General features: G+C 60.2%; 23 protein-coding genes and 1 pseudogene. 14 read left to right on the forward strand and 10 right to left on the reverse strand.

Annotation, left to right across the window (positions count from 1 at the left end; translation table 11 throughout):
* The 4 genes from V7M64_RS19620 to V7M64_RS19635 form a co-directional block, all read left to right on the forward strand.
* Window positions 1–602, forward strand: a 602-nt coding sequence (locus V7M64_RS19620) for a ParA family protein (protein WP_333681529.1), incomplete at its 5' end; no start/stop codon positions are given.
* Window positions 603–651: 49 nt separating this feature from the next.
* Entirely contained in the window at window positions 652–1,125 is a 474-nt protein-coding gene (locus tag V7M64_RS19625; protein ID WP_333681531.1) for a histidine phosphatase family protein, read from the forward strand.
* A gap of 128 nt (window positions 1,126–1,253) precedes the next feature.
* On the forward strand, window positions 1,254–1,790 hold the full coding sequence (locus V7M64_RS19630) for a YceI family protein (RefSeq protein WP_333681533.1): 537 nt from the start codon (window positions 1,254–1,256) through the stop codon (window positions 1,788–1,790).
* 191 nt (window positions 1,791–1,981) lie between these two features.
* Window positions 1,982–3,871, forward strand: a complete 1,890-nt coding sequence (locus V7M64_RS19635; protein WP_333681534.1) for a phospholipase D family protein — start codon at window positions 1,982–1,984, stop codon at window positions 3,869–3,871.
* Window positions 3,872–3,943: 72 nt separating this feature from the next.
* Here the strand turns inward: V7M64_RS19635 and V7M64_RS19640 are convergent, their stop codons facing one another.
* From V7M64_RS19640 to cynR, 8 genes are all read right to left on the reverse strand, one after another.
* Complete coding sequence (locus tag V7M64_RS19640) at window positions 3,944–4,396, reverse strand: GNAT family N-acetyltransferase (RefSeq protein WP_333681536.1); 453 nt, start codon at window positions 4,394–4,396, stop codon at window positions 3,944–3,946.
* Between the two features lie 20 nt (window positions 4,397–4,416).
* A complete protein-coding gene (gene ntrC / locus V7M64_RS19645) occupies window positions 4,417–5,811 on the reverse strand; it encodes a nitrogen regulation protein NR(I) (protein WP_333681537.1) in 1,395 nt (464 codons plus the stop codon).
* On the reverse strand, window positions 5,804–6,838 hold the full coding sequence (locus tag V7M64_RS19650) for an ATP-binding protein (RefSeq protein ID WP_333681538.1): 1,035 nt from the start codon (window positions 6,836–6,838) through the stop codon (window positions 5,804–5,806). The genes ntrC and V7M64_RS19650 overlap by 8 nt, the downstream gene beginning before the upstream one ends.
* A gap of 579 nt (window positions 6,839–7,417) precedes the next feature.
* Complete coding sequence (locus V7M64_RS19655; RefSeq protein ID WP_333681540.1) at window positions 7,418–7,741, reverse strand: DUF5056 domain-containing protein; 324 nt, start codon at window positions 7,739–7,741, stop codon at window positions 7,418–7,420.
* Window positions 7,738–8,313 (reverse strand): RNA polymerase sigma factor, encoded by a 576-nt coding sequence (locus V7M64_RS19660; RefSeq protein ID WP_333681542.1) that lies wholly within the window; start codon window positions 8,311–8,313, stop codon window positions 7,738–7,740. The genes V7M64_RS19655 and V7M64_RS19660 overlap by 4 nt, the downstream gene beginning before the upstream one ends.
* Entirely contained in the window at window positions 8,300–8,668 is a 369-nt protein-coding gene (locus V7M64_RS19665) for a DUF6249 domain-containing protein (protein ID WP_333681543.1), read from the reverse strand. The genes V7M64_RS19660 and V7M64_RS19665 overlap by 14 nt, the downstream gene beginning before the upstream one ends.
* Window positions 8,669–8,740: 72 nt before the next feature.
* Complete coding sequence (locus V7M64_RS19670; RefSeq protein ID WP_333681544.1) at window positions 8,741–10,162, reverse strand: serine hydrolase domain-containing protein; 1,422 nt, start codon at window positions 10,160–10,162, stop codon at window positions 8,741–8,743.
* Between the two features lie 434 nt (window positions 10,163–10,596).
* On the reverse strand, window positions 10,597–11,487 hold the full coding sequence (gene cynR / locus V7M64_RS19675) for a transcriptional regulator CynR (RefSeq protein ID WP_333681545.1): 891 nt from the start codon (window positions 11,485–11,487) through the stop codon (window positions 10,597–10,599).
* A gap of 109 nt (window positions 11,488–11,596) precedes the next feature.
* Here cynR and V7M64_RS19680 point away from each other — a divergent pair, with 109 nt between their 5' ends.
* The 6 genes and pseudogenes from V7M64_RS19680 to V7M64_RS19705 all read left to right on the forward strand — a co-directional run bounded on the left by V7M64_RS19680 (window position 11,597) and on the right by V7M64_RS19705 (window position 15,092).
* The gene (locus tag V7M64_RS19680) at window positions 11,597–12,256 is read left to right on the forward strand and encodes a carbonic anhydrase (RefSeq protein ID WP_333681546.1); all 660 of its coding nucleotides are present in this window, start codon (window positions 11,597–11,599) and stop codon (window positions 12,254–12,256) included.
* Between the two features lie 30 nt (window positions 12,257–12,286).
* On the forward strand, window positions 12,287–12,757 hold the full coding sequence (gene cynS / locus V7M64_RS19685) for a cyanase (protein WP_333681548.1): 471 nt from the start codon (window positions 12,287–12,289) through the stop codon (window positions 12,755–12,757).
* A 156-nt stretch (window positions 12,758–12,913) separates the two neighbouring features.
* Window positions 12,914–13,135 (forward strand): annotated as a pseudogene (locus V7M64_RS19690) (TetR family transcriptional regulator); the annotation flags it as partial.
* Window positions 13,136–13,198: 63 nt separating this feature from the next.
* Window positions 13,199–13,675 (forward strand): nuclear transport factor 2 family protein, encoded by a 477-nt coding sequence (locus V7M64_RS19695; RefSeq protein ID WP_333681549.1) that lies wholly within the window; start codon window positions 13,199–13,201, stop codon window positions 13,673–13,675.
* A 103-nt stretch (window positions 13,676–13,778) separates the two neighbouring features.
* On the forward strand, window positions 13,779–13,970 hold the full coding sequence (locus V7M64_RS19700) for a hypothetical protein (protein WP_333681551.1): 192 nt from the start codon (window positions 13,779–13,781) through the stop codon (window positions 13,968–13,970).
* A 147-nt stretch (window positions 13,971–14,117) separates the two neighbouring features.
* On the forward strand, window positions 14,118–15,092 hold the full coding sequence (locus V7M64_RS19705; RefSeq protein WP_333681562.1) for an alpha/beta hydrolase: 975 nt from the start codon (window positions 14,118–14,120) through the stop codon (window positions 15,090–15,092).
* A gap of 535 nt (window positions 15,093–15,627) precedes the next feature.
* Here the strand turns inward: V7M64_RS19705 and V7M64_RS19710 are convergent.
* Window positions 15,628–16,626, reverse strand: coding sequence for an IS5 family transposase (locus V7M64_RS19710; RefSeq protein ID WP_333681552.1), 999 nt, complete (start codon window positions 16,624–16,626; stop codon window positions 15,628–15,630).
* A gap of 128 nt (window positions 16,627–16,754) precedes the next feature.
* A complete protein-coding gene (locus V7M64_RS19715) occupies window positions 16,755–17,651 on the reverse strand; it encodes a LysR family transcriptional regulator (RefSeq protein ID WP_333681554.1) in 897 nt (298 codons plus the stop codon).
* Window positions 17,652–18,009: 358 nt separating this feature from the next.
* Here V7M64_RS19715 and V7M64_RS19720 point away from each other — a divergent pair, with 358 nt between their 5' ends.
* From V7M64_RS19720 to V7M64_RS19735, 4 genes are all read left to right on the forward strand, one after another.
* Window positions 18,010–19,239, forward strand: a complete 1,230-nt coding sequence (locus V7M64_RS19720) for an MFS transporter (RefSeq protein WP_333681556.1) — start codon at window positions 18,010–18,012, stop codon at window positions 19,237–19,239.
* 68 nt (window positions 19,240–19,307) lie between these two features.
* Window positions 19,308–20,324, forward strand: a complete 1,017-nt coding sequence (locus V7M64_RS19725) for a zinc-dependent alcohol dehydrogenase family protein (protein ID WP_333681558.1) — start codon at window positions 19,308–19,310, stop codon at window positions 20,322–20,324.
* Window positions 20,325–20,378: 54 nt separating this feature from the next.
* Window positions 20,379–21,365, forward strand: a complete 987-nt coding sequence (locus tag V7M64_RS19730; RefSeq protein ID WP_333681559.1) for an aldo/keto reductase — start codon at window positions 20,379–20,381, stop codon at window positions 21,363–21,365.
* A gap of 131 nt (window positions 21,366–21,496) precedes the next feature.
* On the forward strand, window positions 21,497–21,773 hold a 277-nt coding region (locus V7M64_RS19735; RefSeq protein ID WP_333681560.1), incomplete at its 3' end, for a cupin domain-containing protein.

The raw sequence follows: 21,773 nt of genomic DNA on the forward strand, positions 1-21,773 counted from the left end.
GCGGTTGCGGCAAGAGCACGCTGGTCACCCAGCTTGCTTCGCACTGGGCGCAGGATGGCAAGCGCACCGCCATCGTCGATAGCGATCCGCAAGGCTCCAGCTATCGCTGGGCAAGCCTGCGCCCGGAGAACGTGCCGGGCGTGCTGGCCGTGGAAGGCAGCCGCCGGGCAATGGAGAAACTGCCCGAGGACACCGATCGCGTCCTGATCGATACCCCGGCCGGCTCGCACGAAAAGGCACTCGAACCCTACCTGGAACGAGCCGACGTGGTGCTGGTACCGGTGCTGCCCTCCTCCTTCGACCTGCATGCCACGTTGAATTTCCTGGAGCATCTGCACGGCATCGCCCGCATCAAGCGCGGCAAGCTGCCGGTCGCCCTGGTCGGCAATCGCCTCAAACCCTGGACGCACGCCAGCCAGGACGCGATCAACCAACTGGCCGAACAGGCACCCTTTCCCGTGGTAGCGCAGTTGCGCGACACCCAGGCCTACGTCTTGCTCACTTCCTTGGGCAAAGGCATCTTCGATTACGGCTCCGAGCAGGTCCGTGGCCACCAGCAGGACTGGACCCCGCTGCTGCGCTGGATCAAGCGCCAGCACTAAGGCGCGACTTTCACATGAACCAAGACATCCTCCGGGAGAACACACCGCTATGCACGAACTGATCCTGTTGCGTCACGCCGAGGCCCAGCCCGCCCCGCCCGGCGGGGAAGACGAGGTGCGCCGCCTCAGCGGCCGCGGCGAACAGGAAGCGCGTGCCGCCGGGGAGTGGCTGAAAAAGCACGGCAAGCGCCCGGACCGCGTGCTGTGCTCGCCCTCCGAACGCACCTGCGCCACGGCCAACCTGGCGCTGGCCGAGATCGAGCGCGCCCCGGCCATGCAGACGGCCTCCGAAATCTACAACGCCACGCCCGGCGAACTGCTGGCCCTGCTCGACCAGCACGGCGATGTAAACACCGTCATGCTGGTCGGCCACAATCCAGGCATCGAGCGGCTGGTCGCGCTGCTGGTGGAAGGACGCTCGGAAGATTTCCGCGGCATGCCGCCAGCCGGCTTGGCCGTGCTCCATCTCGATGGCCCGCTGGAACCGGGCAACGCACGACTGGACGCGTTCTGGTCGCCATGAAGCGCAGGGATGCTTTTTGCCCATTGGCGTAGGCGACGCAGATGTTCAGAAGGTCCGCAAGATGTGATGCACGCATCTTCCCCCCATTGCAGCCGTACGTAGCGCGGCACCTGGCGTTTTTGCTGTTGATGCCGCTGGTCCTATGGGCCGGGCCCCACGACAACGACTACCGCATCGACTCCAGCAGTTCCGAAGCGATGTTCCGCGTTCGCCTGTTCTGGCTGGACAAGGTCAACGGCGAATTCACGCACGTCGACGGCGACGTGGTCACCGGGCCGCGCCCGGACAGCTGGGTCGTCAATGCCACCATCCCGGTCGATAGCGTCAGCCTGCCATCCAGGCGCATGCGCCAGCTGTTGCTGGCGCCATCGTTCTTCGATGTGCAGCATCACCCCACCATCCACTTCGTCTCCGATCCCATCGCGCAACAGGATCTGGAGCATGGTGGCACGCTAACCGGCTACCTCACCTTGCGCGGCGTCACCGCCCCCATTCACTTCAACATGCAGCCGGTGCAATGCCAGCAGCCGGTGACGACGCCGTGCAAGATCGTGCTGCGCGGCATGCTCCAGCGCAGCACCTTCGGCATGACCAGCGACCGGCTCGCGCTCTCCGACCGCGTGGACCTCAACCTCAACATCACACTGCGCCCGGAAATCCGTTGAACGGCCGTTACTGATCGCTCGTTATGATGGCCTGGCCGGGCGCCCTGCGGCCCAGCTCAAGTGCTCGTTGTACGCAACTTAAGGAAAGTGAACCGTATGTGGAGAGGCAGGGGGACAGCAGTCCAGGCACACTACCAAGCCCTTGATGTGGCATTGGGTACAACGTTGCACATCCGCTAAACGAGTTGCCGATGCGTACGCGTTGCACCGTCCTTCTGATCTTGCTGCTGGCATCCCTGCTGCAGGGCTGCACGTTGAGCCGCGCGCAGATCAAGCAAGCCGACACCGTCGTCGCCGCCAGCACCGATCGCCAGAGCACCTGCAATCGCGACGACCACTGCGCCACGCCGTCGCCGCTGCTGGATGCCGCCGCGCAAGCCATGGCGGCATCCACGCCAGATCATCCCGAGCATATCGTCACCCTGCTCGACGACAGCGAAGCGTCGCTGGCTGCACGCATCAACCTGATCCGAGCGGCGAAAACATCGATCGACGTGCAGAGCTACATCTGGGACGAGGATGACCTCGGCCAACTCGCACTCAGCGAATTGGTCGACGCGGCGCGGCGCGGCGTCAACGTACGCATTCTTGCCGACCAGTTGTTCTCGTTCGAGGATCCGGCCCTGCTCGCCCAACTCGCGCGCACCAGTCCGAACCTGCACATCCGTTTGTACAACCCCACCTTCCACAACTCGCGCACGTCGCCACTGGATTTCGCCGCCGGCCTGGTTTGCTGCTTCATGAGGTTCAACCAGCGCATGCACAACAAGCTGCTGGTGGTGGACGACACCATCGGGGTCACTGGCGGACGCAACTACCAGGATCGCTACTTCAACTGGGACAACGATTTTGATTATGTCGATCGCGACATCATGGTCGGCGGCCCGGCCGCGCAGCAGATGGCGAAGGCGTTCAACCTGTTCTGGAAACACAAGCGCGCGGTGCCGCTGACGCATCTGCGCGACGTGAATCACCTGATCGTGCGCACCCCTTCGGCACCGCCGTGGCCGGGTCCCCACTATGTCTATCCGGCGCGCGTGGCCGCCGCCCAGGCCGAGGCGGAAGATCCGGACTGGCTCAACGAGCACGTGCTCGACAACGCCCTGCACACCAGCAAGGTGGAGTATTTCAGCGACCTGCCCGCCAAAACCGAGCAACCGTCGCGACGCCAGGCACGCGAATTCACCGCGCACCTGATGCAGCTGGTCAACCACGCCAGGCAGCAAGTGATCCTGCAAACACCGTATCTGGTCATGAGCCGGCGCGCGGAGAAAATCTTCCGGAAACTCCATCGCGAAAGCCCGGCGCCGCAGATCATCGTTTCGACCAATTCGCTGGCATCCACCGACGCGTTTGCGGTGTATGCGTACTCCTACAAGAAACGCAAAAGCTATCTCACCAAATACGGCTTCAACATCTACGAATTGAAACCGCGCGCCGAACTGGCCGCCGACGACTACATGCAAGCCAACGTCGAGGACGAAGACGGCGGTACCCCGCTCGTTGCCGGTGCGGCCGGAACGCATCGCAGGCGCTTCCCTGGCACTGACCGGGGCTTTTTCGGCAGCACCGGCAAACGCAACCGGCCCGCGCCGCTCACCAGCCCCGGGCGTCGCTTCGGCCTGCACGCCAAATCGATGGTGATCGACGACGACTTAGGCATGGTCGGCTCGCACAATTTCGATCCCCGCTCCGACCACTACAACACCGAAGGCGGCGTGATCGTGTATGACCAGCATTTCGCTGCCCAATTGCGCGACTCCATCCTTGCTGCCACCCAGCCGCAGAACGCGTGGGTGATCGCCCCGCGCAAGCCGACCATTCCCATCCTTGGCCAGATCAGCCTGTTTATCAGCGATATCTCGGCCAAACTTCCCTTGTTCGACATCTGGCCGTTCCGCTACGCCACCAGCTACGACCTGAAACCGGATGCCGGCTGCCCACCCATGCAACCGAGCAATCCGGATTTCACCCGCTGCTATGTCGCGGTGGGTGATTTCCCCGATGTGGCGATTTCGCCGAAGCTGCTTTACACACGCTTGATTACGGCGTTTGGAGCGGGCGTGAGAGGCGTGCTTTGAGCGCCGTTGAGCGCTTATCGAAAAGCCTGTTCAACGGATAGCTCGCAAATACAAAGTGCTTCCAATGGAAGATCAAAGCATCTGCTCATACATGAAGTAATGGCACTGTTCCATCCCCAACTCCCGATACGTCCGCTGTGCCCGTAGATTCTCCGTCTCCACATACAGGCGCAGTCCCACCGCACCCGCCTGCTTCGCACGCTGCGCCACGTCGGCATACATCGCGCGAAACGCGCCGCTCCTGCGCGCATCCGGTGTTACGTAAACACTCTGGATCCACCAGAAGTCGCCATTGCGCCAATCGCTCCACTCATAGGTCACCAACAGGCAACCCACGGCCCCGCCATCGCGCTCAGCCACCAGGTAAAATCCGCGCCGCGCTTCATCCAGCACCGCCGCCACACCGCGCGAAAGCACCTGCACATCGAGCTTCTTTTGCTCCGTTTCCCATGCCATCGCCACGTTCCATTCGGCAATCGCAGCCATGTCCTTGCGCTCGGCAGGACGGATATTCAATGTCGACACGACCAGACTCCCGTTGCTTCTTATGATTTGCGCCGCGCACGCGAAGCGCCCAGCTTGCGCGTCAGCGTGTTACGCCCTACGCCCAGCGCCGCCGCCGCATGTTGGCGATGCCCATCGTTGGCAGCCAACGCTGATTCCATCAGTACGCGATCGAGCGCTTCACGCGCACGCGCGTGAATATCCGCCTCATTGCGCTCCAGGGCGCGATCGGCCCAGTCGCGCAAGGCATCGGTCCAATCGCCGCGCTGTGCATCCGTCGACTTGCCCAAATCGGACGGCAGGATTTCCGCACCCGTGGCAATCACCGCCAAACGCCGGCAGAGGTTTTCCAGTTCGCGCACGTTGCCCGGGAAATCCCGCTGCGCGATGGCCTTCAACGTCGCCTTGGAAAACCGTTTCGGCGGCAGCTTCAATTCCTGCGCCGCCGTGGCTAGAAAGTGCTGCGCCAACAGCGGAATGTCGCTGCGCCGCTGCCGCAGCGGCGGCAGTTCGATGCGCACCACGTCGAGGCGATGCTTGAGGTCGGCACGAAACTGCCCCGCCGCCACACGCGCATCCAGATCCTGGTGCGTAGCGGCAACGACGCGTACGTTGCAACGGATCAACTCCCGGCCGCCGACGCGATAGAACTCGCCACCCGCCAGCACACGCAACAAGCGCGTTTGCAGGATCAACGGCATGTCGCCGATCTCATCGAGAAACAGCGTGCCGCCTTCCGCCTGCTCGAAGCGGCCTGCCACGCGCCGCGTCGCGCCGGTGAACGCGCCAGCTTCATGGCCGAACAATTCGCTTTCCAGCAATTCGCTGGGAATTGCCGCCGTGTTCAATGCCACGAAGGGCTTGCCGCGCCGCGCGCTTTCCTCGTGCAATGCTCGCGCGACCAATTCTTTGCCGGTGCCCGTTTCGCCGGTGATCAGCACGTTGAGATCGCTAGCCGCAATGCGCCCGATCAGGCGAAACACTTCGCGCATCGGCACGCTTTCGCCCAGCAAGGCATTGGCAGGAACCGTCGTATCAGCCGAGGCCAGATCCGCATGTGGTACGTCCGCCAACGCGCGTTGCACGGAAGCCAGCGCCTGATCCAGGTCGAACGGCTTGGCCAGGTAATCCACGGCACCCGCACGATAGGCCGCCGCCGTGGTGGCCACGTCGGTATACGCGCTCATCACGATCACCGGACCGATAGCTTGCGCGCGCAACTCCTCCAGCAAGGCCAGGCCGCTTTCGCCCGGCATGCGCACGTCGGTCACCAGCAGCGCCGGCAGCGCTTCGCGCAACGCCTTGCGCACGCTCGCCGTATCCTGGAATTCGCGCACTTCAAAGCCGGCGTCACGCAGCGCTTCCGCCAATACAAAGCGCACGCCGCGATCGTCATCGACGATCCAGATGCCAGAGCGGTCAGGAGAGTCAGCCATGAGCACGCCCCGTGGTTGCGGCGCCAATGCGCGGCGGCAAAGGCAGATAAAGCGAGAAGACGGTTTCGCCCGCACGGCTCACGTATCGCAGTTCGCCGCCATGCTCATGCGCGATTTCGCGCGACAACGCCAGGCCCAGGCCAGTGCCATCCACGCGTCCTGAAACCAGCGGTTCGAACAAAGTGTCGCGCAAGCTCGGCGGCACACCCGGCCCGTCGTCCATGACGTCCAGCCGCAACGCGCTGCGGAACATGCGTTCGCCCAGGCGCACGCCATGCTCGACCCGGCTGCGCAAGGTCAGCGTCTTGGCACCGGCTTCGATCGCATTGCGCGCCAGGTTGAGCAACACCTGCTGCAGGCGATCGGCATCGCCCTCTACATCCGGCAGGCTGGGATCGTAATCCGGGCGCAGTCGCGGCGGTTTCGGTTCGGCGCGAATCAATTCCGCCACACGCTCCATCAATTGATGCAGGTTCACCGGCGCCAGGTGCGGCGCACCGTCATGACGCAGCAGCCGGTTCGCCAGCGCAGCGAGCCGGTCCGCTTCCTTGATCACCATGCCTGCCAGCGATTGCATGTCCGCGTCGTCCAGCCGGCGCTGTAGCAATTGCGCCGCACCACGCAGGCCCGCCAGGGGGTTTTTCACCTCATGCGCAAAACCACGCAGCGTGGCCGACAGCGGCGACACCGTGGACGGCAGCTCCGCCAGCACATGCACCTCCACCAGCAGCTCGCCGCTCTCCAGTGGCTGCAACGCCACATCCACCCGCTGCCCACCCGTCACCCCGGGCAACAGCAACCCGCGGCACTGCACCGAGCGCTGTTCCGCCAGACTCCGTGCCGCCTGCTCGGCCACCCCCGCATCCTGCAGCAACCCCTGCAGCGACTGCCCCTGCGCATGCCGCAAGCCCAGCCCCAGCAGCTCCGCCAGCCCCGCATTAATCCACTGAACGCGCAAATCCCCATCGACCACCGCCAATCCGGTCGACATTTGCTCCACCCAGCTTCGGGCCTGCTGCTCGCTCATTGCACCATCATGGACAATGCGCCGGCTTGGTGCAAATGTTTTTACGGGACAAGCGACTTTCGGCTTCAGTTGTTGTCGGGAACGCCTTACCTTGTCGCAAAACACTTAACCGTGTCGCGAACAAGTAACCCTGTCGCAAAGCGACAGTTTTCCAGTATCTAAATCGGCTTAGACGTCCCCCAGGACTCCCCACATTCCCAAGGTAGCGACTGCCGAATGCCTGCGATAAAAAGCCCGCAAGGGGGAGCCTGCGGGCTTTGGGTCATCCGTCTTTACATTGCTTCGCGAGGAGGGGAGGCCGGCTAAGCGGTGGGACTGATGTCTCACGACATGGAATAACTATACCCATAAGTTCATTAATAAAGCGTAACTTAGCAGGAGGCATCGGTGACGTTGACTACGAACCCGATTGACGAGGCGGTAGGTGTACACATCGCTGGCGCTGATCGCCGCGATATCGTTCTTCAATCTAGGTGGACCGAAACGTCCGCATTGGGTGGCGGACATATCGAGCTTATAACAGGAAGGCCATTCGGGCGGTTCCAATTACTAGTGTGCCATTGTACCGATGCTGGAATTTCAGCGATTTCTGCTCTCAAAGAGACCCCAGCCCATGGCCAGCAACGACATGGCTGCGATCGCCAGCAACATGCCAATGGCAGAAGTCGATGGCTCTCCAGCTAACCAATCCCGCCAGCCTACGTGCAGCAGCGGCACATTGATCAGACAGATCCAGCACGCCGCTGCCCCCAGCAATACTCCCACCCACATCGGCCACACTTTGCGGCGGCGATGCGGCGGCAAGTGCTGCATCACCTTCTCGCTGAAGCCGTCGTCGGCGACGGGCCCCTCGAATTGTTGACGCAATAGCGCGTCGATGGTGTCGTCTTGCGATTCTTTCATGATGTTTCCTCTGTTCCGACATCGCGCCAGTCCGCCAGCCATACTTTCAACTTTGCCTTACCTCGCATCGCATGAGTCTTGACGGTGCCGAGCGGCATCGCCAGCACGTAGGCCGCCTCCTCGTGACTCAGCCCCATCTGCACGCAATGCAACAGAACCGCTTGCTCGGCTGCAGACAATCGGTGCATGACGCGTTCAAGATCGAGCTGCAGATCGATCGCATGCATTGGCGCCGGCAACAGCTCGATGGCCTTCTCGTCGGCATGGTCGTGCTTCACTGACGCTCGATGCGCTTGCATGAAACAGGTATAAGCAATGCGATAAAGCCAGCTGGAAAACTTTGCCTCGCCCCGGAACTGATCCAGTTTCCGCCACGCGAGCATAAAAGTTTCCTGCGCCAGGTCGTCCGCCGCGGCGACGTCGCCGTGCAACAAACGGCGCAATTGCGCACGCACCATGCCTTGGTTACGCCGCACCAGTTGCTCGAATGCGCGGCGATCGCCGTTCAGTCGTATGCGTGTCACCAGGGCCTGGTCGATACGCGCCTCGGCGGCGCTATCAGCCACGCACATCCCCTCGCCGATTCAACCACCAGCTGATGAGGTAACCCAAGCCGGTCATCAGCGGCAACAATCCGATGCCCCACAGACGATTAATACCCAAACCGCTATCGAGCTGGCCCGGCAGCGCCAGAAACATCGCCATCAGCCCGAGGCCGCCACCGATCAGTACCAGCGCACGGCGCCGTTCGCAAAAGGCCACCTGCGGTTCCAGCAGCAATTGTGGTGGCAGCTCTACGCCCTTGTCGGCGAGTTGCATCAGGGTGTTGTAGCGCGCTTGTGTCCGCCGGTAGCTGTAGCGCAGCACGATAAAGACGATTGTCACGGGCGCCCCCATCACCACGAGGGGGATAAAAAGGAATTCCATGGTTTTGCTCCAATTGGCGTATCGAGAAAAAAGTGCTGATGACAGACGATGCGGTAGCGCGTATTTCGAATATCAGTTTTTCGTGCCTTCGACAGCAAGCAAGTCGGCAATCTGCTCTGCCAGCAACCAGTGTTCCGAAGGCCCTTCATTGCTCGTCAGGGCCACGGCCGCGCCGGTTTCCCACACCATCTCCAGGTTTGCCGTAGTCCCCTCGATACCGCCTTGGTGTCCACGAATATGGCGGCCATGCGAGAGCCGTTCGTCGATTCCGGCCCCAATGGCACCGGGGCCAGCCGGCACTTCGCCGTCGAACATCTTCGCCAGCGTGGTGGACTTCAGCAGCTTGCCACCATGCAAGGCCTCGGCAAACCGCAACAGGTCGGCATTGGTGGAATAGCCGCCGCCTGCGGGACTACCCTTGTAGATACCCTGCACCCAGTTTGCCCTCCACGTTCGGGAGAACACCCCATCGTCGTGGTAGTAGCCGACCGCAAGCCCGGGCACGATTTCGTCTTCGTTGTCGAAACCGCTGGATGTCATCTGCGCGGGTTCGAAGATGTGGTGCTGGATATAGTCGAAGTAATTTTCGCCGGATACGTTCTCGATGATGCGACCAAGCAGAACGTAACCGGCGTTGCTGTAGTTCAACCCCGTGCCCGGCTCGCCCACCTTAGGCTGACGGGCGATCAATCCAAGATAGTCCACCGGGTTGACGAAGCGTTCGGAGTGCTCGAAATATTCCGGCACCATAAAATCGCCCAGGCCCCCCGTGTGATGCAGGAGTTGCCACACGGTGATCTTCTTCGCGGTCGCTTGATCCGGATATTCCGGAACCCACTTCGCCAGCGTGTCGTTCCACGACAGCTTGCCGGCCTCGGACAGTTGCGCGATGGCGACCGCGGTGAACATCTTGCCGATCGAGCCGACACGGAACTTCGTCTGATGATCGATCGCCACGTTGAAACTGCGTTCCGCCAGGCCACGGCATTCGTCGAACACAGTCTTGCCACCATCGAAAATGGTCACGCAACCGGAGAAGTCGGACACGCTTACCAGTCGGTCCAGTGTGGCGTGTATTAGTTTTCCCAGCGCCGCATGCGACACGGGCCCCTTGGGCCAGCCCTCATAAAACGGATTGTCCATCGAGACCAGGGCTGCCCGTGCGAGTCGATCCGCATGCGCCGAATCGGCGACCAGCCAGAACAAAGCGGCCTGCCCATTGCGGCGCCCTTTTACAGCGACCTCAAGCAATCCCGGCTGACGCGGATCGGTACGCACATCGAACACATCCACACCTCCGCTGTCGCGTGCCGCGGAAACAAGGTCGGTGAGGAACGCCGCCTGGTCGTTGGCCCCCATGGAAGCGGACAAAGCATTCGGTGCCCATTGCTTGATTCGTGCAGGGTTATCGGCATTGATATACCGGATCAGCTCACCAGCGAGGTGACCCACTGGCGTATCGGGCAGCTGCGCGTTTTTCGGCGACATGGCCATGCAAGGCGGCTCGGCGCCGAACAGAAAAAGGAATGCCCATAAGGGAGCAAGCCAAAGCGCGCAAGCTTTGAATCTGGACGGACGGTTGATCATGGGTGCTCCAGGGTCGGGGTCGACACGGCAGTGTTGATCCCTTAGATGCAGCAAGCCCATCGATTGGATTCAAACAGATGTGCTTTACCTGGAGAGTCCGCTTTGGGTGGAAGCAGACACTCTCAAATATCATCGTCCGGGCCAACATCGACACCCGGCTTCAAGAGCTGACCTGACTTTCTGTAGAGGTCGTAGTACGCCCGCTGAAGACGTGACCTTGCAGCCTTCCGTACTGCTGGATCGCCATGAACGTTGCCATGAAGCATCGTTTCGACGTCCGAGAGCTCGGTCAAGCACCGGTGAAGCAGCGGTGTGACGTCCGGGTTTCTGATTGTCCCGGCCTATGACCCATCGAGTTGCCGGCCGACCTCCTTGGCTAGCTGGATAAACACTTGGCTTGCTGCGCTCCGATAGGCATCTTTGCGCTGAACAAGCACGGCGATACGCTGCAACCGCGCAGAATCAAGCTCAATTGCAACCAAGTCTTCATGGGTTGAGGCAATTGCTGAGGGCAAGAGCGTCGACAATCCTGTCCTACGTACGATTTCGATCACCGCGCTGATCGCGTTTGCCTCCACATGAACCCTTGGGCGAATTCCGTTCTGCTGGAAATATCGATCTATTTGGCCACGTGTGGCGAATTCTTCGCTCAGCAAGACTAGGGACTCGGTGTTCAACGCCTGAAGTCTGATAGACGATTCCGCGGCCAAAGGGTGGTTACGGCTGACTACGAGTGCGAGGGTTTCAGTCAGCAGGGGCGTCGAGTCGATGTCTGCGGAACGAACGTCGGCGAATGCGAGTCCAACATCTACCTCATCAGCAAGAAGCAGCTGCTCCATGCGCTCCTGCGACATCTCCCTTACGTTGATGGTGATGTGTGGATAAAGGTGGTGAAACGTCTCGACCACAGGGCCTACAAAGTACGTCGTAAAAGTTGGGGTGATCGCAATCCGCAGCGATCCGCGACTGAGGTCACTCAGATCATGTATGGCGCGGGTTGCCTCTCGCAGTTCACGCGAAGCGCGGAGCACGTACTGCAAGTAGACCTCTCCCGCATCAGTCAGCCGCGTTGTGCGACCTGATCGATCAAACAACTGAGCGCCTAAGTCTTCTTCTAACTGCCTTACCTGCTGCGATAGCGCAGGTTGAGAGACGTGCAGTGCCGCGGCTGCGCGCGTGAAGTTGAGATGCTCTGCCACTGCTAGAAAGTACTGGACGTGTCGAGCGAGCATGGCCTCACCTATAAGAAAATCCGATGTCGTCAATCATAAATGAGACTTTTACCTTATGACACAGGGCCCGTAATCTCTGCCGCACCTACCGCGATACCGAGATCGAGCCATGAAGGACATCATTGACGGTTTCTTGAAATTCCAGCGAGACGCGTTCCCCGAGCGGGTCAAACTTTTTAAGAACTTGGCCAACCAGCAGAGTCCGAGGGCTCTATTCATTTCCTGCTCCGATAGCCGATTGGTGCCGGAGCTGGTTACGCAGCGCGAGCCAGGCGATCTGTTTGTTATCCGCAATGCTGGCAACATCGTGCCCTCCTACGGCCCCGAGCCCGGTGGTGTTTCCGCGTCGGTTGAGTACGCCGTCGCCGCGCTCCAGGTCGCGGACATCGTCATCTGTGGCCACTCCGACTGTGGCGCGATGACCGCCATCGCTACTTGCAAGTGCTTAGATCACATGCCCGCCGTAGCTAGCTGGCTGCGCTATGCCGACTCGGCCAAAGTCGTGAACGACTCGCGCCACCACGCAGACCAGCCCAGCAGAGTAGACGCCATGGTGCGCGAGAACGTCATCGCCCAGCTGGCGAACATTCAGACCCATCCGTCCGTGCGCTTGGCCCTGGAAGAGGGCCGTGTGGTGCTGCACGGCTGGATCTACGACATCGAGAGCGGCCGTATCGACGCATTCGATGGAGCCACTGGCAGTTTCGTGTCCCTCGCCCAAAACCCTGGGGTGTGCGCGGTTGCCCATCAGGCCAGGCGCGCCGCCTGAGCTTTCTTCTCAATATTAAGGAGACAATCCATGATCCAGTCACAAGCTACCCAGTCTGCACGCCAGGAACTGACCGAAGTTATCCTGGCCGCCAAAGCCCGTAAGGATCTGTCCTACGCCCAGATCACCGAGGGCAGCGGCCTGTCGGAGGCCTTCGTCACCGCCGCCCTGCTCGGCCAGCACCCGCTGCCGGCCAGCGCCGCACAGGCAGTCGGCGAGAAGCTCGGCCTCGACGCCGAAGGCATCGCGTTGCTGCAAGTTGTTCCGATGCGCGGCAGCATCGAAGGTGGAGTGCCGCTCGACCCCACCATCTATCGCTTCTACGAGATGCTGCAGGTGTATGGCACCACACTCAAAGCTCTCGTCCATGAGAAGTTCGGTGACGGCATCATCAGCGCCATCAACTTCAAGCTGGACATCAAGAAGGTCGAGGATCCGGAAGGGGGCTCCCGCGCCGTGATCACTCTGGACGGCAAGTACCTGCCGACCAAGCCTTTCTAACGCATTCGCCACCGGCGCGGCTCCTGGAAAAGGGCCGGGTTCTGGGCTCACGCCTCATGCTGATGCGTCTGCGAGGCTATATGGTTTTCCTTTTTTCTCCTTGTCCTGCGGATTGACGCAGAGACAAGAGCTCATGGACTGCATATGACGTTCAATGAACCGATTCGGCAGATCGCTAGGCTCCGCAAGCAAAAGCTTCTGGATTACACGCTTGAGCTAACAGAACGATTGAATATTGAGCAGCCACTCGCGTTGGCGCGGCAGCTGCTGGTTCTTATGGAAGGCGCAATCACGGTGTCACGAGTGATGAGGGATCGCAGCGCCGCAGATGATGCAAGGAACGTTGCGCAGTTGTTGTTAAAACAGGCCGCGCGCTAGCGACCTAGATCTCACAAAACCGCTGAAATTAAACGTCTATACACTTCGATTGGAGACTTCGCCATGTCCAGTAATGAAACCCGTCCTCCCCTCCCTCCGTTTACCCGCGAATCGGCCATTGAGAAGGTCCGCCTCGCGGAAGATGGCTGGAACAGCCGCGATGCCGAAAAAGTATCGCTCGCCTATTCGCTTGACACTAAGTGGCGCAATCGCGTCGAGTTCACCAACGGTCGCGAGGCTGCCAGAGATTTCCTTGCGCGTAAGTGGAAGAAGGAGCTTGACTACCGCCTGATCAAGGAACTGTGGGCCTTCACCGAAAACCGTATCGCGGTACGCTACGCCTATGAGTGGCGCGACGATTCCGGTAACTGGTTCCGTTCTTATGGAAATGAGAACTGGGAATTCGGCCCGGATGGCCTGATGGAGCGTCGCTTCTCCTGCATCAACGACATGCCGATCAAGGAGAGCGAGCGCAAATTCCATTGGCCGCTGGGACGTCGTCCGGATGATCATCCGGGACTGTCCGACCTGGGTCTGTGAGCCTCTCGACTCGCATCAAAGAAGAACCCCCAGCAGCCACGTTGACGGGGGCTGGCCATGTCCCGGCGGCGCTCCCGCCGACGCGGTCCTAAGTCGAGTGGGCATGGTGATCAGCGAGTACTTGCTGGTGTTTGTGCTTGTGGCTCAGTTGTTCGCCAAGCTGCCGGTGCTGGCTGCGCTGCCGCCCAGTGTGCAGAAGCCGCTGTTCGCCATGGCGCAGCTGGTTGTCCTTGTGCTGTTTGTGGTGGAGGCCTTTCGGCTCGTCAGGCGGTCGCGTGGCTACCGGCACGGATGACAGGGCGGCGTTTGCGATCGCAGCGTATCCACTCAGTTTGGATGGTATTGGTCCGGCAATTCCGCGATGCGGATGACCGGGTGTCGTTGCTTCACCCCAAGTGGAGGTTATGTCATGAGTAGCAATGAAGAAGTCGAGCGGGTCAGCATGTCACGCCGAAAAATGGTGGTCGGTGCCGGTGCGGTAGCCGCCGCCTCCGTGGCGCTGCCTCTTCTTTCGTCCCCGGCCGTCGCCGCGGCCCCTGCATCCGGAGCAGCGCATCCGGCCGCGGGAAGTCAGCAGGTGAGCAACAAGGTGCTGACGGAGGACGGCGTGGAGATCTTCTACAAGGACTGGGGCCCGAAGGATGCCCAGCCGTTGGTGTTCCATCACGGCTGGCCGCTGTCGTCGGATGACTGGGACGCGCAGATGCTGTTCTTCCTTGCCAACGGCTATCGCGTGATCGCGCACGACCGACGCGGTCACGGCCGATCTTCGCAGGTGGGCTTCGGCCACGACATGGACCACTATGCGGCCGATGCCTCGGCGGTGGTCGAGCATCTCGACCTGAAGAATGCGATTCATATCGGCCATTCCACGGGTGGCGGCGAGGTGGCGCGCTACGTCGCGAAGTTCGGTCAGCCGCAGGGGCGCGTTGCCAAGGCGGTGCTCATTGCCGCGGTTCCCCCGCTCATGGTCAAGAGTGACAAGAACCCGGGTGGCACGCCGCTGGAAGTGTTCGACGGCTTTCGCAAGGCACTGGCCGCCAGCCGGGCACAGTTCTTCCTCGACGTTCCGACGGGACCGTTCTACGGCTACAACCGGCCCGGCGCAAAGGCCTCGCAAGGGGTCATCGAGAACTGGTGGCGCCAGGGAATGATGGGCGGTGCACTGGCCCATTACGAAGGCATCAAGGCCTTCTCGGAAACGGATCAGACGGATGATCTGAAAGCGATCACGGTACCCACCCTAGTGATGCAGGGCGACGACGATCAGGTCGTGCCGTACAAGGACGCCTCGCTGCTACAGGCCAAGCTGCTGAAGAACAGCACGCTGAAGATCTACCCGGGGCTTCCGCATGGATTGATGACCACCCATGCAGACATGATCAATGCCGATCTGTTGAAGTTCATCAAGGGCTAGCCCGAAGAGCAACCTTCTTGATGCAAGAAGGTCGCTTGCCTGCGGCGTGCGCCGGGCTTACTCGGCGTGACGCTCGGGTCTGCATCGCAAGCAGGGAATGTCCATGGATGGGACTGCCTCGCGGCGCCCCCATCGAAAGGGCGATGGCGCAGCGCTCACTCGTATCTCTGATGCTTGAAGGTCAAACAGCGCCTGATATGGGCGCGTCAGCGGTCCTCGACAGAGGAAGTGGAAATCGACGCGGGACGGGGAAAACAAGCGAATCAGTCAACAACGATATCGAAGTCTGCCCGGCACCCTCTGTTCTGATCGGTCTTAGCTAAGCAAGCGGCGAGATCGGCTTCAATCGCTTCAGACTCCCTCCGATCGTAGGCCCGGGCATAGCTAATGATCCACTAGGGATGCTCTGAACAATTCAACTTTGGAGTTCCAAACGTGATGCCATGTGGATGCATGGATGAAAGTGGATCGCATTTACTCCGGTAAAACGCGCCCCATACAAAAAATACCCCCTCTATGGGACGTTTCCCGCCCATCACACTTCTGCAAGTCGCACGTATCCTGTCAATCGCAACATCGAGCGCCGCACCATCCACCAATTCGACAGCGTAAACAGCGTCAGTATCTGCGCTGTGTTCTTGGCCAATCCCCGATAGCGAACCTTCGTGTAGCCAAATTGGCGCTTCACCACCCGAAACGGGTGCTCTACCTTCGAGCGGACGGCCGCCTTGATGTATTCCAATGTCTTGGTGGCTTTCTTGAGCTTGCCCTCCGGCAGGGCGTTGACCGTGCCCCGCTTGGCTGCCACCTTCCAGTCCACCTGACTGTCCTTGAACTCTTCGCGCTTCTCCACGCCGGTGTAGCCGGCATCGGCAAAGGCGATCTCTTCCTTTCCATGCAGCAGCTTGGATGCCTCGGTGATATCGGCCACGTTGGCTGCCGTGCATGTGGCCGTATGGACCAAGCCCGATTCCATGTCCGCACCTATGTGTGCCTTCATGCCGAAGTAATACTGTTGTCCCTTACGCGTTTGATGCATTTCTGGATCACGACTTCCATCCTTGTTCTTCGTTGAGCTGGGTGCCGCGATGATGGTCGCGTCCACGATCGTTCCTTGCCGCATCAGCATGCCCAATCCTTCCAGTCGTGCATTCACCTCGGCCAGAATCTTTGCCCCCAGCCCGTGTTTCTCCAGAAGGCGTCGAAACTTCAATAGGGTCGTCTCGTCAGGGATCGCGTCCTCGTTCAGTTCAATTCCCGCGAAGCGCCGCATGGATTCGATTTCATACAAAGCATCTTCCATTCCGGGGTCTGACAGCGCATACCATTGCTGCATGAAATGAATGCGCAGCATCGTGCTCAGCGGCATCGGCGGACGACCACGGCGGCCTTCGCGGGGGTAATGAGGCTCGATAAGCGCTTCCAGCGTTCCCCACGGAACCACCTTGTCCATCTGTGCCAGGAATAATTCTTTTCGTGTCTGTCGCTTTTTCGCGTCGAAGTTCGCTGAGGCGAAGGTCGTTTGCTTGCTCATCTTGAACGTTACCGCCGAAGGTGGGGGAATCTTGCCATATGCCTGAATAAATCAGAGCATCCCTAGGAACAAATAGGGCAATCCATACGAAACCGGTCGAACCACGCCCTGCCCGCAGCAATTCAGCACTAGTTGTTGTTGCGAACACGTAGCGCTTTGAGGACGAGTGAGAACGCCGGGGAGGGGTGCCGACGGCTTGGGTAGTAGAGATGGAAGCCGGGGAATGGCGGGCACCAATCCTCCAGCACGCGCACAAGCCGACCCTCTTCGATGTGCGGGGCGAATTCATCTTCCGGCAGGAAGGCGATGCCCATCCCATCCAGCGCGGCCGCGACAATGTGCGGTGTCGTGTTGACCGTCACCTGCCCTTCGACACGCACCTCCAATTCGCGTCCGCGACGCTCGAATTCCCAGGCGTAGAGACCACCTCCGCCCTGTCGCTGATTGATGCATCGATGCTGCATGAGGTCACCCGGCTTTTTCGGCGGCGGATGCTTTGCAAAGTACGCGGGCGACGCGACCGCCGCCATCCGCACTTTCGGTCCGATCGGCACGGCGATCATGTCCTTGTGCACGGCTTCGCCCAGTCGCACGCCGGCATCGAAGCGATCTGCAACGATGTCGCGCAGCGCATAGCTCACATCGAACTCAACGTTGATGTCGGGATAATCGCGCAGCACGGGTGCCAGCTTGGGCCATATCGTCGTCCGCAATACATGGTCGGCACAGGTGATACGCACCGTGCCAGCCGGCTTGTCGCGTATGGCCGTCAGTGCATCCAACTCCGCCTCGATCTCTTCGAAGCGCTGTCCAATGGCTTGCGCCAAACGTTCGCCCGCGTCGGTCGGGGCAACGCTGCGGGTGGTCCGCGTTAGCAGTCGGATATTGAGGCGTTCTTCCAGTGCACGGATCGTCTGGCTGAGCGCCGATTGAGTCACACCCATCACGGCGGCCGCACGGGTGAAGCTGCCTTCCCGCACCACCGTGACGAAGGCGAGCAAATCATTGAGGTTGCGCTTGGCCATACTGTGCCCCAAAGAGCATTCATTAGCCTAGCTAATATCTTCTTTAAGGTTTCATTAGCTAGTCAAGAGCTCCCGCTCCCGCAAAAATGCATCACGTGGAAATGAGGCGCGCGGTGCGTTGTATTCGCTCGACGACGTAAGGCCGGTTGTGCCGAGCTCCATGTCGCTCACTGGTTAGCAGCACATCCAAGGTCTCCGATTGTGCCAAGTGCCGCTTTTGTCGATCTCTGCGAGATCTGAGACCTCATTGCGTTCCCGAGCGGACGGCGCATTTGCGGGGCACGTTCTCAGTTGACCAACGTGCGCATCGCGCGACAACCAACCCGTCGGTCATCTCACATTTTTTGTTTCGATGAACATGAATATCTCGACACACAAAACCACTCACCGTACTGGCTCTGCGGCCTGGGGCGGCGTGCTCGCCCTTGCATTGGGCGCCTTCGCACTGATCGCCTCCGAATTCATGCCAGTCAGCCTGCTTACTCCGATCGCAGCTGACCTGCACATCAGCGAGGGACAAGCAGGACAGGCCATCTCCGTCTCCGGTGCCTTCGCGGTGCTAACGAGTTTGTTTATTCCGACACTGGCTGGAAACCTGGACCGAAAGGTTCTACTGCTGGGGTTGACGCTGCTCATGATCGTATCCGGCACCGTCGTCGCTTTCGCACCGAACCACGCGGTGTTCATGCTGGGCCGCGCGCTGATCGGCATCGCTATCGGTGGCTTCTGGTCGATGTCGACCGCCGTGGCGATGCGCCTGGTGCCCGACCATCACGTTTCGCGTGCGATGGCGATCATCAACGGTGGCAATGCCTTAGCAACCGTGATCGCAGCCCCACTCGGCAGCTATGTCGCCACCATGGTGGGTTGGCGCTGGGCTTTTTTCTGTGTTGTCCCGGTTACAGCCATCGCGCTAGGTTGGAAACTGGTCAGTCTTCCACCTATGGCGGCTGTATCAAGCGCACGCTCCAGCAATGTGCTTCACCTTTTGAAACACAGAAAGGTTGTGCTTGGCATGACGGCGGAATGCCTGTTTTTCATGGGGCAGTTCGCGTTATTTACTTACTTGCGGCCTTTCCTGGAAATGGCGACGCACGTTACCCCTTCCACATTGTCACTGCTGTTACTGGTCGTCGGCATCACTGGCCTTCTCGGCACGACTGTCATTGGTGAACTATTGAAGTTTGGCCTGCACCGCACACTGGTGCTCACTCCACTTGTGATGGCGTCGATCGCCGTGTTGCTCGTGCTTGCCGGCCACTCGTTGATCGCAACAGCCATCTTGCTTGGTATGTGGGGTTTTGTGGGCACGGCTGCACCAGTCGCTTGGTGGACGTGGCTCGCGCAAACGCTACCTCATGATGCGGAGGCCGGTGGCGGCCTCATGGTCGCGGTCATCCAGCTGGCGATTTCGCTTGGCGCGATCGCAGGTGGTTTCCTGTTCGATGCAAGTGGCTATCCCGCAACCTTCGGCGCGAGTGCGGTGTTACTCGTGGCAGCGGCCACAGCAGCCATTCTCGCGGCACGCACGAGGACAAGCGCAATCTCAATGCCTTGCCTCGAAGTGCCGGAGGTCAATAGCCGCTGAAGTAACACACCAAACAAGCACAGGAAACTGCTCGCAACCATGTTGAAGATATCCAGAGGACATTAATCATGAAAGGCACCGTACTGTACGGCCCTGGCGACATCCGTTTTGAAGACGTTCCGGAGCCCAAGATCGAAAAGCCGACCGACGCGATCATCCGCATCGCTGCAACTTGCGTATGTGGCTCGGACCTGTGGCCCTATCGCGGTATTTCGCAGAACAGCCAACCCACACGTATGGGGCATGAGTATTGCGGTTACGTCGAAGAAGTCGGCGGCGCTGTAACGGCAATCAAGAAAGGACAATTTGTCGTGGGCTCCTTCGCCACGTCGGACAACACGTGCCCTACCTGCAGCATCGGCTACCAGTCCTCCTGCATGCAGCGTGAGTTCGTCGGACAAGCGCAATCGCCATACCTGCGCGTTGCACACGCTGATGGCACCTTGGTCGCCACACGCGAAGCGCCAGATGCTTCGATGGTACCTAGCTTGCTCGCCTCCTCCGATGTGCTCGGCACCGGCTGGTACGCAGCTGACGCGGCCAAAGTGAAACCAGGTGTCACGGCCGTGGTGGTGGGCGATGGCGCGGTCGGGTTGTTGGCTGCGCTGTCCGCGAAGCAGATGGGTGCAGAACGCATCATTGTGATGAGCCGCAATCCTGCGAGACAAAAATTGGCACGCACTTTCGGTGCCACCGACATCGTGGCCGAGCGTGGCGAGGAAGGTGTAGCGAAGATCCTCGAAATGACTCGCGGTATCGGCGCCGATAGCGTGCTCGAATGCGTGGGTACCGGCGAATCGATGGAGCAAGCGATGCGCGTCACGCGCAAAGGCGGCCACATGTCATTTGTCGGCGTGCCGCATGGCGTGGAGATCGAAGGTCAGTCGCTTTTCTTCTCACACATCCACCTGGAAGGCGGACCGGCGCCAGTGCGACGTTATCTGCCCAACCTGATCGATCTCATACTCGAACAGAAGATCGATCCCTCGGCGGTATTCGACCTGGTTATCCCGCTCGAAAAGGTTGCAGAAGGCTACAAGGCCATGGACGAACGCCGCGCGATCAAGGCGCTGATGCAGCCCTGACGATGCGCTGATGCGCATGTTTCCCTCACGGCAAATCTCTCAGGACACACTTCGATGGACTACGCACATTTAGGGCGAACAGGCCTGAAGGTTAGTCGGCTTGCGCTCGGCACCATGAACTTCGGCGAACTGACTGACGAAGCCGCCAGCTTCGCGATCATGGACGAAGCGCTGCATGCAGGCGTCAATTTCTTCGACACGGCGGACGTCTACGGCGGCCCGCAATCACCCGACATGAAAAAGGGTTTCGGGGTATCCGAGGAGATCATCGGTCGCTGGCTGTCACAAGGTGGCCACCGCAACCGCATCGTGCTGGCCACCAAGGTGTACCAGCCGATGGACGTCGGACCGAACGATAAGTATCTGTCGGCGTATCACATCCGCCGCGCGTGTGAGGCAAGCTTGCGTCGCCTCAAGACCGACCACATCGATCTCTACCAGATGCATCACATCGACCGGGCGACGCCGTGGGAGGAAATCTGGCAGGCGATGGAACAACTGATCCGGGAAGGAAAAATCACCTACGTCGGCAGCAGCAACTTCGCAGGTTGGGACGTCGCGACAGCGCAATGCATGGCGAACGCGCGGCACTTGCTCGGACTTGTATCGGAACAGAGCCTCTACAACCTTACTCAGCGCACCATCGAACTGGAAATGATCCCGGCGCTGCGCCACTTTGGTATTGGGCTGATCCCGTGGAGCCCGATCGGTATGGGTTTGCTCGGAGGTGTACTGCGCAAGGTGGCCGAGGGACGCAGAGCGACGCCGCATTTGCAACAGCGAGTCGAACGGCTGCGTCCACAACTGGAAGCATACGAGTCGCTATGCAGTGATATAGGTGAAGCGCCATCGGATGTCGCGCTTGCGTGGCTCCTCCATCAACCCGCCGTCACGACAGTGATCAGCGGTCCTCGCACCGTCGAGCAACTGCGCCAGAATCTCAGGGCACCTTCGTTGACTTTGTCAGCTCAAACACTTGCAAAGCTTGATCAGATTTGGCCCGGACCAGGCGGCGAAGCTCCACTGGCCTATGCGTGGTGAAAAACAATTATGGGGGAAGCATCCCCAACGTTTCACCCAGCAACGGATTTCTGTCGCTCTACACACTCAACTAATCAGTCATCGATCATGGCGCCATACGGGAACAACCCAGTTATCTCTGGAGAACATGTATGCATCTCATCCGCAGCGGCACGCAGGCCTCGATAAAAGGGCCAGCCGAGTGGTTTACCGGCAACGTACGGATTGATCCCTTCTTCAACGCGCCTGCACCGGCGCGTGTCGGTTGCGCCAGCGTGACCTTTGAGCCTGGCGCGCGTTCGGCCTGGCACACCCATCCGCTGGGCCAGATCTTGATCGTCACGGCCGGTTGCGGCTGGACGCAGTGCGAAGGCGGCCCGGTGCAAGTGATTCGTGCCGGCGACGTGATCTGGTGTCCGCCGGGGCATC

This window comes from Dyella sp., assembly GCF_036746095.1.
In the GTDB taxonomy this organism is placed as follows: Bacteria; Pseudomonadota; Gammaproteobacteria; order Xanthomonadales; family Rhodanobacteraceae; genus Dyella_B.